The sequence below is a fragment of the Ochrobactrum teleogrylli genome (assembly GCF_006376685.1).
Taxonomy (GTDB): domain Bacteria; phylum Pseudomonadota; class Alphaproteobacteria; order Rhizobiales; family Rhizobiaceae; genus Brucella; species Brucella teleogrylli.
The window spans coordinates 144050-157173 of sequence record NZ_VEWL01000007.1 but is presented as its reverse complement, the minus strand read 5'-3'; the positions used below and the strand labels follow the sequence as shown (position 1 = coordinate 157173).

Below are 13124 nucleotides of genomic sequence, written 5' to 3'. Positions count from 1 at the left end.
TCAAAAAGCGGCAGGCCGTGGCGAAAATGGTGATTTCGATAACCGGAGCGCAGCGTACATTTGGGTACGTGAGCACCGGAAGCGCAGAATTTGCCATTTGCAGACCGGCATGGCGACTTTTGGATCAGACACTTAATCCATGCGGACCACGAATGCGTCCCTTGCACCGGCTTTCCAGGCTGCGCGCAGCAGGGCGTCGTTGCCGCCCTTCTGCGCAACTGCCGTCAGCTCGTAGAACTCGCCTTTTTCGGTCGGTACCTTGGTGCGGCTGACCTTGGCCGTCTTCGGCAAAGCGCGCTGCATCTTGTCGGCGGCTTCAAGCGTATCGAAAAGGCCAAGCTCGACATATTCGCCGTGTTCCTCGGCGTTGCGGCGCTTCCAGGCATCGGAAACCGCACTCGCGGTCAGGATGCTGCCATAAGTGCGTTCTTCCGTATAAGCGCTCGCTGCGATCCGGTCAGATGCATAGCCCGCCAGCCCGCTGATGTGACCCGCATTGGCCACACCAAAGCTTCCATTCGGCTTGCGCGACGGCAGAGGTACGTTCGGTGGCAAAACCGGCGCCGGACCCGACGCATCGCCATAGGCCGGATTAACCGAGAACGGCGATTCCTGCGGCACAGGCGCGGAAACCGGCATGGGTGCGCTTTGCGGCGCCATGGCAGGTATCGGAACAGCAGATTTCGGCGAGGTTGGCGTCGGGCCGTTCATGGCCATCATTACGCCCGTTGCAGGCTGGCCGATCATATCGCTGCCAGCCGGGCGATAGGATGCCATCAGATAGGCATCATCTTTGCCGTCGAGCGGCGCACGCCCGACATATTCCACCTTCACATTGGCCGTGCCGTGATGCTGGTAATCGAGCATTTCCGCCGCTTTCTGCGACAGATCGATCACGCGATCATATTCATAGGGACCGCGATCATTGACACGCACGATGACTGAGCTACCGGTATCCATATTGGTCACGCGGGCATAGCTCGGCAACGGCATGGTCGGATGCGCTGCGGTCAGATGCGTCATGTCATAGACTTCGCCATTGGCAGTGAGACGGCCATGGAAGGCCTCGCCATACCAGGACGCACGACCGACGGCGGTATAATTCTTGTCTTCTTTGGGATAATACCAGCGGCCCTTGACCTTGTAAGGCTGGCCCGTCTGATCTCGTCCGCCCCCACGGGGCATAGGCTTACCGGTGCCATAGGCAACACGCGGGCTTGCCTTCACGCCATATTTGGATTCTGCAAAATATTCCTTGGAGCGCTTCGGCTTGGAAGCCGGCGGTGTCGCGCAACCGGCCAGAGCAACGGCCATGGCCATGAAAGTCATCATGGCGACCGAGCCGCGCTTATCACGCAACATCGCCGCCTTCTCGCTGACCGAAATTTTCAGCCCACGCTTCGAACTCATACGCCACACGCCCGCTACTCGACACGCAGCCAAAAACGCTGGCTGCACTTTACATAAATCCAGTGATGTCACCGATTTATTGACGGATCATTAAAACTTTCAGAAAAGCCGTCATTTGAGTCGCCACACGCACAAGATGATTAACGGAGCCGACGATCACCGCCTTGAATTGTGGAACCAATCTGCCTCCCACAGAGTTGGAAATACACAACAAGGAGAACACCATGTTTCGAGCACTCATTCTTTGGCTTCTGGGCGTACCATTCATCCTCGTGCTGATTATCTGGTATTTTTTCTTCTAAACACGGAACATTCGCAGGACTACTCCGTTTTAGAAGTGGCTCTCTTGACCTCTGAGCCAGTCACCTAACGTCATGATTAGGCCCGCGCTTCATAGCTGCGGGCCCTTTTTTTTGGCTCGAGTTTATCGGTCGCGCGCCGGTTAAGTGGGAATAAGCGCGTTGATGGCCTGCCGGTGGAGCTTGAAATGCGCCGGTGTCCAGGTGGAAAGCTCGCCATCGGTATTCACCGCGCGCGGCTTCTTGGTGCGGATAATCACTTCTGTCGTCGGAAAGGCGCGCACATCATTCCATTTCGACTGCGTGCCGCGCCGCAGGCTCGGCAGTAAACGAAGCAGATGCCACCAGTGATCAACTTCGAGACTGTAGAAATCCAGCTTGCCGTCATCGATGGCCGCGTCCTTTTCAACGGCCATGCCACCACCGTAAAACTTGCCGTTGCCGACGGAAACCTGCAATGTTTTGATCTTTTCGGTGATGCCATCATGTTCGAGATAGGCGGTAAACAGCTCTGACCGCATCAAAATGCGCGCCGCGACGATACCATAGCCGAGCTTGCCCCATTTCTTTTTCGCGTCCGCGCTCAGTTGCTGCGCAAGTTCCGCGCTGAAACCGATACTGGCGACGTTGAAATAGAGGTGACCGTTCACCTCGCCGAGATCGATGGGATGCACCTTATAGGTCGCAATCTGACGGGCAGCCTCCACCGGATCGGCTGGAATGCCCACGGTTCGGGCAAAATCATTAGCTGTTCCGAGCGGCAAAATGGCGAGCGGCATGCCGGTTTCCATAAGCCCCTTTGCAGCCGCATTGAGGGAACCGTCACCGCCGCCGATGACGACCAGATCATGGTCCCGCTCGCGCGAAATGACATCGGAGATCGTTTCGCCCTCGCGCGGCTGGTGCTCGAACAGTTCCAGCCCACCGCGCTCAAGTTCCGTCCTCATCGCGCCGCCGAACCCTTTCCCATTACGGGCATTGGGGTTCACAATCAGCAATGCGCGACGCTTCGTTGTCTTTGCCATAGAGTATCCGTCGGGTCCGTTTCGTTTCACCCACCGCAAGTTGCAGCAAGTCGTAAAAGGCTTGTTCAGCAGATGGCGACGGATCGGCGGATATCAATATGCGCAAATGCTAATTCTGCTACCTTTGACAGTAAAGTGAAGACTGTAACAGCATGTGATCGCGACAGCTGAGCGACTTTTCGCAGGCCCCACCCTGCCGCCGCAATCTTACAGATTGACGGGTGGATAAAGAGAACATAGCTTGTGCCCAAGAGTGCCAAACTCTCCAATCTGATCGAGCCCGATGTGGCTTCAAGATACTGAAATATCTTGCAGATTGCGGGTATGATGTAATGGTAGCCTGTCAGCTTCCCAAGCTCAGTACAATTCAATGTTTTCAATAACTTAATTGTAAAACATGGCAAATGCGCCCTATAAAAATCAATACGTTAGGTAGGCATTGTAAAACGATTTTCACGACTGAGGCGCTTAAGGTTTTTTATCTGACGCCAGCACGGCCAGCACTTGGTCGAGACGCTTGTTTGTCTCTTTCAAACCTTCTCGTGTCTCGTCGCGCATCTCTTTCATGCCGTCCCGCAATTGCTTTACGTGATCGTCAAGATCGACGCGGCGAACATACTCATCTCGTACTCGGTTCACACGGTCATGAAGCTGATCGTCGCCCTTCCGCTGAGAATTGGACAGTGAGCGAAACGCCGCGATCAGCGCGCCACTGAAAAAGACAATCAGCGTGACCGCCGTACCCATGAGCCATTTCAAGTCTTCGCTCATTACCCGCCGCCCCTTTTATTTTTTGTCATGAATAGCGCACTCGTCTTTCGACCAGACGCCGCCTGCACATCCGCGCACTATCGTGCGGTCGATCTTCCGTTGATCCGCCTCGGTTGCCCCGCGAGCGCCTAGCAGATCAGTTCCGAGGACGTTACGGACGCCGCTCACATTTGCCGGTCCTGAATGTCCACACCCCGCCAGCGTCAATGCACTCATCATAAGAATGAGCAGCGTCCAGAGCTTTGCCTGTGGCTTCATTGTTCTGTCTTTCGATTTTGGTTTCCGTGCTGGCCGTTCCTGAGAGCCTTCCGGCCACATACCCACCCGCCAGAAGTAGAAACGCCGCCACAAGGGCAGCGAGCGAGTATTTCAGCCATGAGGGAATGAGCGCCCAGATCATGAGCGCGTCTTCCGCCAGATGCCCCAGAGGGTCAGAGCGACAATCACACCAGCAATCGCCACACGCACCCACTGACCGCTAGACAATTCGTCCTGCTGATTTGAGATGGTGCTGACAATTTCCGGGATGACAGGGCCGACCGTTGCCGCTGCACCAGCAGCACCGGCACCGCCAATCGTGGCGACATCGGTCTTATTGGCTGTCGTCTTCGCTGGAACGTAATTTGACGATACGAAATCGCCTTTCGCCCAGAGACCAGCTTCAGCGGCCCGGCGATTGACAAGGCCCTGTACCTTCTTGCCGCCAGCATTCACCCATTTCATGAGTTCGACCGGAACGGCGGCATAATCGCCCTTGTTCAGCTTCTTCAGCAGCGTGGACTTATCCAGCGCTCCGGTGTTGAAGTCGAACGAAACGAGCGCGGCGAACTGATTGTCGGTCAGCGGAACCTTAACGAACCGCTCCACCCTCGCCTCGAATTTGGCCAGATCGGTTTTCAGGATGCGCTCGGCTTCGGCGTCTCCGATTGCCATCCCCGGCGTAACCGTAGGCGCACCGGCTGCGCTCGTATGGCCGTAACCGATGGTTAGGACACCGGCAACATCCCGATAAGCTGTATTCTTGAGGCCTTCCCACTGTTTGACGAGCGAAAGCCCCGCCGCGTTGATGCGTCGTGCCATTGGTGATTTCCTTTCGGCAAAGAAAAAGCCGCCTCAGTGGGCGGCGGTGACAGAATATTTTATCTGCCGTTCTACTGACCTGATGGTTGTACACCCTCTACGATGTCAGGTCGGTTGAGATAACCATCTCATCAGCCCAGCGAATGCTCTTATGTGCTGAGTGTATCTCCATCGTGAAGCAATATTTCTATTGTCCCCACAAGCTAAAAGTGTATCGAGAGGAGTGCAATTGAAATCGTCTTTAAAGACCTCTGTATACCACGTCCCGTAGGTGGCTACCGTATCTGCGAAATTGTGCTCCGCATAAGCATTCCCCCCTTTGATGCAATCGACGCAGAAGTTTGGATATTCTCCCCGCAAAATAGCTTTACGTGTTTGATAATAGGCGCTCCCGCCCCATACATCCTCTCCTGTCTTACCCTTCACGCTATCAAACCGGGTGGTAGACGGTGCGTTGCAGCAAGGCTTAACGTCGAGATTTCGCCCGATATACATCGTGTTGAACGGCTCCAAGCAGTACATTCCATCTGCTTTGAGTGGCCTGGCTGACAGTAAAGCCAAATCGTTGCCGGATATCTCGGTTACAGTAACTCTCGCCGGCTTTTTAGGTGTTACGGATTTCGCTATTTCTCGCAGTTCAATGATGGGCAATGCTGGCGGAAGATCATCCGGGTTAAGACCAAATCCACGCTGGAGCGCCCTCATCTTCTTTTTGTAATGATCTTCATCCGTAGCTCCACCGGAGAAATACAGATCGGCATTGAAGATAATGCCTCGCTCCTTTGCCTTGGCAATAGCCCGCTCTATTACCGGGCCTTCAACCCAATGGCGGAATATAGAGGCGTGCTGTCCAAGCACTGGTACAGTTGGAACAGGAACGAGCGGCTTCAAATAGATGACGCCCACACCAGCATCTCCCATGACGTCTACGAACCTATCCAGCGTCTCGACGTGATGGCGATACGCCAAGCTATTCACAGAAATGATTGGATAACTAGTGCCACGTTCCTTCTTGCGATCACTGATAAGCTTCAGGCCAGCAAGTACCGTCTCCCACACGCCCCCCATATAAACGGCCTCATAATCTTCCTTGGTCGAGCCGGAGAAGCTAATGGTAATTTCGTGGACGCGGCTTTCGATGATTTTGTTCACTACCACATCGGAGAAATGCATCCCGTTGCTGAAGAAGCTGATGAGTGTTTCGTATTCTCCTGCCAGATCAAGAAAATCGAGAAAGTCTGGGTTTAGCGTCGGTTCTCCATATCCGAATACTTGTATCCGCAAGGCGTGACGAAGAATATTCTCAATTCTCTCCCGTGGCGGGGCCTTCATGAAGCCCCGATCCTCTTCCTTCAAGGAAAAAAGGCGCATGTCGTTAAGTGCAGAAAACGGTCCGCACATTGCGCATTTCAGGTCGCAAAGGTTTGAAACTTCCAGAAACACATTCGCAGGATACTTCGGGTACTCCCTCCCTCTCATGAACAGATGGATAGAGGAGATGGTTTCATATTTTGATGCGACATGTTTCCCAGCCATACTGCAACATGAATTGCCAAGCCGCGATTGTCAAACCATCGCATCACATTAAACCCGCTTGCCGACTTCAACCAGACGATGTAATATGTTGCAGGGCAATTATGGGGTTTCGGCAAGTGTTGCAGGTATTGGCGCGCTTAGACCAGAGAATTGAAACACTGGTCGGTTCAACTATTCCAAACGAAATTATGTCTGAAGAAGACCAGCATGGCCTTTTAAGGTTAGTGCAATGGGTGGCAGACAACGGTGGTAGCGTTTACTATAGCCACGATTTCGATGATGAGACGCAACGTGTTGTTGACGTTGCTGAGAGATTTGGCCTTCTGAAAAGCTTATCACCAGATGGCATCTCAGGTGGTGCTCTTCATCTTACATGGAAATCCCGCGCAGCTTTGGACATGAAGACATTGCTTCAGAAATTATGCACGGGATTTCGGAAGGTTAGTACTGCGTCAGCGTAGCCCCGACGCATCGGGCAACATTGCCATTGGTTCCTGTTGAGATAAACATCGGGAACCCGCTTCTGATTGTGACCGCCCCAGCGCTAAAATCAGCTTTCAAAACGCCATCCACCAGGAACGAGGCTGCGCCGCTTGCTTGGATGATCATATCGACAGTGGCATCCAAATCACCGGCTGCGAAAGCCCCCGTCTCCGTATAGATCAGCGCTTCTGTACCAGCGACACGCTGATAAATTTGCATGTCAGTACCGTTTCTAAGCCAAAGCAACTGATTGTTGGAACCTCTGTCACTTGAAATATCGCGTCCGCCCATGATGCCAGCCCCGACGATTGCCGCTGCCTTGGCCTGAATGTGCGTCGAGATATTGTATGTACCAACGACCTTTTCACTCCAGTCCACCATGCGGAAGTTTCCGCTCTGACCGGGCGGCACGACTGATACGAGTGGCAGAGGCTTGTTTATTCCCGCTACCGATTGCGCGCTCGCTTCCGGGCGAACAAAGTCTATTCGTTCGATGAATAGTGCCTGCCCGCCCATGGGTACGATCTTGAAGCAACGATATCCCTTGCTGAGACGCATACCCACGAAACGGCGAGATGGGGTAAGTGAGCCTGTCTGGATATGGTCGTAGACCTCGTAATTCCGACCTGCAACGATATCGCCGCCATAAACGATTGTGAAAGAGCGATTAACCGCACCTGACGCATTGTATGCCCGGATGATGAGGATAACATCTTCCTGCGCGTCAATGCCAACAGTCAAAACATCATTATCTAGGCGAAGGAAAGCGCCGTCCACTGCGTCGTTTGATCCAAGTATCTCACCACCAACCCCAAGGCCATCACTGGCAGAAAATCGGCTCCCGCCCGCAACAGGCTTTACCCTGCCGCCTCGATCAGCAAACAATGATGCCAGATGAGCGCCCCATTCCTCATATGCCTCCGGCGTCAAATGAGAGCCATCAGTCCAGCGCTGTGCGATGTGACGGATTTGCTGTTCCACATCGATGCACGTCACGCCTGCGTCAGCTGCTGCCTCCGCAGCGGCCTGTTTGAAGGAGCGAACGTTCATGGCCTGCGGGGAAGACCGCAAACCCGGAGCGAGCAGAATGACCGGAACGGCACCCTGTGAGCGGGCATAGTCAATCCATTGAAGCATCGAGTGCCGGAAGTCCTTGACCGTATCGAAGCCGCCGATATCAACCGTTTCATTGGTGCCGTAGCAAATGAACCATACATCAGCGGGGTCAAGGTTTCCTTCCCATCGCTCATAACCACTCTTAGCCCGGTCGCCGGGGAAGCCGTAGTTTCGCACAGTTACGGAACCGAAAATATGCTGCAATGAAAGCGCCAGCATGTCGGGGTACGGGGTCGAACTACGCGTTGCTGTAGACCCGTTAATCGGTGGCAATGTTCCGGTAGCAGTCGTATCATAGCCATAGGTCAGGCTGTCACCGATGCAGTTTACCCGGATCGAGTTTCGGCCAACGGCCTCGTGAATACGTTGTGCCAGATTGAGATCGACGACGTTCTGCCACCAGTTTCCATTCGCGTCCGTAATCTTGCCAACATTGTTAGGTTCCGTGGCTTGCCTAGTGAAGTTCGCACCGCCACCGTCACCCACAGAAGCAAAGCCCCCGGTCTTGAAATGGTTTACGCCAGCAGGGATTGAAAGGCTCGGAACCGATGTTGTTGCAGAAATGCCAGGGTCCATTCCGCCTGTGAGCGCGTCACTAGCGTAATTCGAAGCTTGATCGCGCGCCGCTTCTGCCGCCGCTGCTGCCGCTTCGGCTTCACTAACAATGGCCTCCATCTCGCCGTAGGACAACATGCGAAGTTCCGTACCGGTGTCGATACAGAGCACGGCCATTCCCGGTGTGAGATAGCCCGCCGGAATAGGTTTGCTGGTGTTCGTTACAAGTCTTCGATTTATCGCTCCAGAAATCGTAACCGGTCCTGTGTTTTCCTGAGTAACATTCAGGATGTACAAAACCTGATATGCGGCAACAGGGGTAGGAACGGAGGCTGTCACTACGATATTATTGGGCGTTCCGAGATTGGCATTATTCAACCGAATAACGCGGTTGTCAGGAAAGGCGCTTATCCCTTCGAGCAGCGCCTTCAACGTATCGCGGATGTCTGGCTTGTACGGGTTAAATGCACCCGAAGCAGGAACGCCAGGAATAACGAAATCGCGAAAAATATCGTCAATCGTGCGAACGGTCATGCGAATGCTCCATAGCAAAGCACCCCGCCAAAGCAGGGTATGAATTTCTCAGGTTGTCTGGTCAATCAGGGTGTCGTTTTGATCGTGCTGGCTGAGTAAGAGCCTACTCGGCCTTTTTGCGTTCGTACTGCCAACTGGAATTCGTACTGGGTCGTTGCGGACAGGATAGGCGTCTCAAAACTTTCGGCACTGTTTTCCAGCGGCCCGGCTACCCGCCATTCGGTTTCGACGGTCTTTCTCCATCGCACCATATAAGTAAGCAAAATGTTGCCCGTAGGCGGGAAACCAAGTAAGGCGGCAGGACCATCAATTATGAGGACATCCGGCGCATCAGGAACCGGCAGTTCGTCATCCCGCGTTGTTTCATCCGACACCGGCGGAGTTCCCTCTTGCGAACTATCCCACTGGTATGCACCTTGCGGCATGGACTGAACCTGTATAGTCGCACCCTGAAGGATGCCGCCTTCACCAAGAATGAATTTGAAATCAAGGACTTCAAAAACACTGTTAATTCCAAATAGCGAGTATTGAATACGGATAAGCCGCTCCCCGAATGCTGCGAGGCCCATCAGGTTCGTATTGAAGGTTCCTACCCAGTTCGGGTTTGCTCGGAACCATTCGAGCTTCATCAGTCGTCTAGCCTGACTATGCGATGGAGCCATGTTGAACTGTACGTCTCTGGCTTCCTCACCACGCTCGGATACATCGTCTTCATCCGCCCAAGGGTCGGCGTCCGTGGCCTGATAATCCTGGCTTGGATCAAGGAATGTTGACGATCAAGCAGAAATTCGGCGGCAAGTGCGCTTATTGTGGCTGCGAACTTCCTGAAAAGGGCTGGCACGTCGATCATGCAGAACCCGTCATTCGCAAGTCTCAATGGGAAAGCACTGGCTATTCAACAGGCCGTTTTGTTCCGACTGGCGAGGTTTTCCGCCCGGAGAACAACACCATTGAAAACCTCATGCCTGCCTGCGCGTCATGCAATCTCTATAAGTCTTCGATGAATATTGAAGGGCTCCGTTGGGAACTAGAACGGCAGATCGAACGGGCGCGAAAAACCAGTGTGAATTTTCGTCTCGCTGAAAAGTTCGGGCTTCTGACTGTCAATGAAACAGCAGTCGTTTTCCACTTCGAGCGGTATTCTGCCGGTCGCCAAGCCCTGAACGGCGGTGACCATGGCTAAGCTCGAACGCTTCGATAAGGATTGTTACAGGATTGTCGAGGCAGGAAGCGTTGTCGCCTTTGCATTGCGCCTCACGAACGACAGGTGGCGCTTGTCAGATGTAGACGATGTGCCCCTGCTTGGTAGGAAATCTTTCGCAAAACCAGCTGAGGTGCTTGCCGCATGGGAAGCCATGAACGCCAGCCGCGCCGCACTGCGGGAAAGGGAGTGAGGATGTCAGCGGCCAATGCGGTGATAATCCTTACCCCAAAACCGAGACTTCGCAATGGTCTCACCGGCGCTCATGACTTCCCTGCCAAGGCGATCCAGAAGCTTATAATCTTCACTGCCAATCTCCAGATTGGTCAAGCAGCTGTTCATAAGCTCTTTCAACGCAATCATCCGGGACAGCAGTTGCTGCTTTTCAGCTTCGGTAAGCGCCGGATTGCGGATCGTTTTAAATCGAGACATGTCGTTTCTCCCTGTTCAAGCGGTCACTCATATACCGTGAACAATCAGAGAACAAATCACAATCTCAGAAAGGAGGATTAAATGGCACAGAAGGCACTTCGTTTCACGAAAGCGGATATAGCCCGCGCTGCCTCCGTAGCCAAAGACCTCGGTGTCATGCTTAAATTATGCACCGATGGGGCAATCCTGATTTATTCAGACAACGACGAACGTGTCATTGATCAGGATAGCGATCTAGACAAAGAGCTAAGGGCGTTTGAAGCAAAGCATGGTTACAGTTGATTTGAAAGGCGTCCACAAGGTCAATGCAAAGGGCCGCACGTATTACTATGCGTGGCGTGGCGGCCCTGCTCTTCGTGGAGAACCGGGATCGGCTGAATTTATGGCATCGCTTCAAGAGGCGAATGATAGCCGGATAATTCCCGACGCTTCCAAATTTCGCGCCGTCATTACGGCATATAAGGCCAGCCACGACTACCAGAAGTTAGCCGACAGCACGAAACGCAATTGGAATGGATGGCTGGATAGGATCGGCAGGAAATTCGGTGACTTGAGCATCGCGCAGTTTGATCGGCCTCAGAAAATAAGGCCAGTCATTCGAAAGTGGCGCGGGGAATTTGAGGAGAAGCCACGAACGGCAGATTATGGGATGCAAGTCCTTTCTCGCGTTCTGTCCTATGCCGTAGACCCGCTTGGCAAGATTAGCCAAAATCCATGTGAAGGTATTAAACAGCTCTATAAAAATGACCGCGCTGCCATCATATGGACAGATCAGGATATCGCGCAGCTTAAAACGAAATGCTCACCCGAAGTCGCATGGGCGGTTGATCTGGCTGCCCACACAGGTTTGCGAGCTGGCGATCTTTTGCGCCTGTCATGGTCTCATATCACCGAGAACGCCATAATTCTTCCCACCGGGAAAAGCCGACACACGAAGGAAGCGGTCATTCCTCTTTACGCAGAATTGAGGACATTGCTCCAAACGATCCCACGCCGGTCGCCTATCGTTCTGACGAATACCAGGAAGGCACCTTGGACGGTAAACGGATTTGGATCGTCTTTTTCCGACTGCCGAGAAGAAGCCAAGCTTGGCGATAGAGATTTGCACTTTCACGACTTCCGTGGGACGGCGGCGACAAAGTTCTATATCGCCGGTCTGTCAGAGCGTGTAATTGCTGAAATTATGGGATGGGAAGAAGAAACCGTGCGGAACATTATCCGCCGATATGTGAGCCGAACGGCAGCTATCGAGGCCACGATAAAACAGATTGACGAGGCCAGAAAGAGAACATAGCCTGTAAAACAGTCTGTAAAACTTTATTGGCGGTAAACCAAAATTATCGCCGTAAGATACTGAAATATCTTGCAGATTGCGGGTATGATGTAATGGTAGCCTGTCAGCTTCCCAAGCTGAACGCGCGGGTTCGATTCCCGCTACCCGCTCCAGTTTTTCCCAATACTCACAATCAATGACTGTTGCGACTGCGCCTCCTCGCACGACATCGCGCATCTCGCTTAATACTTTAAACGCCAAATCATTACACCATTATAAGTATATTATAATTTAGTAATTTATAATATTTATTATTTGCTCCCTAATACTTGCCGTATTAACTATTTTCATTTCAATATAGAATTTCGGATAACTTAAGAACGAGATATTTCATGCAGCGATATTCGATTCTGATTTCAGTGGTAACGAGAAACCGCCCGGCGATGCTCGCCGCACTTCTCAAGTCATTGGAAAGCGTCGTGGTGCCGGAACAGGTGTCGCTGCATTTTCTGGTCGTCGAGAACGATTCCCGCAAATCGCTGGATGAACAGGTGACGGCTTTTGCTGCGCGCATGCCGGACCATATCGTGCAGTATCGGCTTGAACCGAGGATCGGCATTTCGCACTCCCGCAATTGCGCGCTGAACCATGCCGTCGATAACGGCCACGATTTTCTGGTCTTCATCGATGACGACGAAATTCCAGAACCAAACTGGTTGATTGAACTCTTTGCTGAGCAACAGAGGGAGAGCCTGGATATCGTCGGCTCGCCGGTGCGCCCGATGCCTGTCGAGGGCGAATTGAACATCTGGCAGAAATTCGTCTGGTCCGGGCTGGACCGCCTTGCCAGTCGCTCGGAGCGGAAATCACGCGCGAAATGGGAAAATGGCCTGGCTGGCGGCATCAAGGTCGCCACGGGAAGCTGGATGGGCAGGCTCGATTTCTTTCGCGAGACGGGACTGCGATTCGATTCCTATTTCGGCCTGACGGGCGGTGAAGACTGGCATTTGTGGGCCAAGGCCAAAACGCTCAATGCGAAAACGGGATGGGCGCCGGACGCCATCGTCTACGAGACTGTGCCGCTCAGCCGCCTGACCCTCGCCTATCACTTCCGCCGTAATCGCGATCACAACACGACGGAGTTCATTTCGTCCTACAAGAAGAACCCATCGCGGGCGCTCGGTAAACTGCCTTCGCTGCTGGCCAGCCGCAGCTGGAAATTACTGGTTTCGGTTCTCTCCATTCCGCTGAAAGGCGCGCCGGCAGTGCTGGCCTCCGCGACAGCGCTTGGAGGTCTTGTCGGGTTGCTCCGCGGCTGCCGAGGCAAGCAATCCATGCATTATGCGAAAACGACCGGGCACTGAGCATTTTTTCGAAAGTGTGAGCGGTTCTCGTAATAGATCGAACAA

The 13124-nt window shown here is 53.2% G+C and carries 11 protein-coding genes, 1 tRNA gene and 2 pseudogenes; 6 read left to right on the top strand and 8 right to left on the bottom strand.

The features are described from left to right. Positions 1 to 132: 132 nt before the first annotated feature. The 7 genes and pseudogenes from FIC94_RS13155 to FIC94_RS13110 form a co-directional block, all read right to left on the bottom strand. Positions 133 to 1410 carry a septal ring lytic transglycosylase RlpA family protein gene (locus FIC94_RS13155; RefSeq protein WP_140025162.1) on the bottom strand — a complete coding sequence of 426 codons (1278 nt, stop codon included), beginning with the start codon at positions 1408 to 1410 and terminating at the stop codon, positions 133 to 135. Positions 1411 to 1852: 442 nt separating this feature from the next. Further along, positions 1853 to 2734, bottom strand: a complete 882-nt coding sequence (locus FIC94_RS13150; RefSeq protein ID WP_140025161.1) for a lipid kinase — start codon at positions 2732 to 2734, stop codon at positions 1853 to 1855. Positions 2735 to 3202: 468 nt separating this feature from the next. Continuing rightward, a complete protein-coding gene (locus FIC94_RS13140; RefSeq protein WP_140025159.1) occupies positions 3203 to 3505 on the bottom strand; it encodes a hypothetical protein in 303 nt (100 codons plus the stop codon). A gap of 396 nt (positions 3506 to 3901) precedes the next feature. Beyond that, positions 3902 to 4585, bottom strand: coding sequence for a lysozyme (locus FIC94_RS13125; RefSeq protein WP_140025157.1), 684 nt, complete (start codon positions 4583 to 4585; stop codon positions 3902 to 3904). Between the two features lie 105 nt (positions 4586 to 4690). Beyond that, positions 4691 to 6121, bottom strand: a complete 1431-nt coding sequence (locus FIC94_RS13120; RefSeq protein WP_140025156.1) for a radical SAM/SPASM domain-containing protein — start codon at positions 6119 to 6121, stop codon at positions 4691 to 4693. Positions 6122 to 7510: 1389 nt separating this feature from the next. After that, positions 7511 to 8809: pseudogene (locus FIC94_RS22810) on the bottom strand (SGNH/GDSL hydrolase family protein); the annotation flags it as partial. 137 nt (positions 8810 to 8946) lie between these two features. After that, positions 8947 to 9582, bottom strand: a pseudogene (locus FIC94_RS13110) (fibronectin type III domain-containing protein); the annotation flags it as partial. Here FIC94_RS13110 and FIC94_RS13105 point away from each other — a divergent pair. Further along, entirely contained in the window at positions 9576 to 9992 is a 417-nt protein-coding gene (locus tag FIC94_RS13105) for an HNH endonuclease (RefSeq protein ID WP_140025155.1), read from the top strand. The pseudogene FIC94_RS13110 and the gene FIC94_RS13105 overlap by 7 nt on opposite strands. Then, complete coding sequence (locus FIC94_RS13100) at positions 9985 to 10203, top strand: hypothetical protein (protein WP_140025154.1); 219 nt, start codon at positions 9985 to 9987, stop codon at positions 10201 to 10203. The genes FIC94_RS13105 and FIC94_RS13100 overlap by 8 nt, the downstream gene beginning before the upstream one ends. Positions 10204 to 10208: 5 nt before the next feature. On the opposite strand, the gene FIC94_RS13095 is transcribed toward FIC94_RS13100, so the two are convergent. Next, complete coding sequence (locus FIC94_RS13095; RefSeq protein WP_140025153.1) at positions 10209 to 10442, bottom strand: hypothetical protein; 234 nt, start codon at positions 10440 to 10442, stop codon at positions 10209 to 10211. A gap of 81 nt (positions 10443 to 10523) precedes the next feature. Between FIC94_RS13095 and FIC94_RS13090 the strand changes: the two genes are divergently transcribed. The 4 genes from FIC94_RS13090 to FIC94_RS13075 all read left to right on the top strand — a co-directional run bounded on the left by FIC94_RS13090 (position 10524) and on the right by FIC94_RS13075 (position 13079). Next, positions 10524 to 10724: a hypothetical protein gene (locus FIC94_RS13090; protein WP_140025152.1), complete on the top strand. Its 201-nt coding sequence runs from the start codon at positions 10524 to 10526 to the stop codon at positions 10722 to 10724. Next, a complete protein-coding gene (locus FIC94_RS13085) occupies positions 10711 to 11736 on the top strand; it encodes a tyrosine-type recombinase/integrase (RefSeq protein ID WP_140025151.1) in 1026 nt (341 codons plus the stop codon). The genes FIC94_RS13090 and FIC94_RS13085 overlap by 14 nt, the downstream gene beginning before the upstream one ends. Before the next feature lie 78 nt (positions 11737 to 11814). Next, positions 11815 to 11888: transfer RNA gene (locus FIC94_RS13080), tRNA-Gly, on the top strand. Between the two features lie 219 nt (positions 11889 to 12107). Further along, positions 12108 to 13079: a glycosyltransferase family 2 protein gene (locus FIC94_RS13075; RefSeq protein WP_140025150.1), complete on the top strand. Its 972-nt coding sequence runs from the start codon at positions 12108 to 12110 to the stop codon at positions 13077 to 13079. The last annotated feature ends 45 nt before the right edge of the window (positions 13080 to 13124 follow it).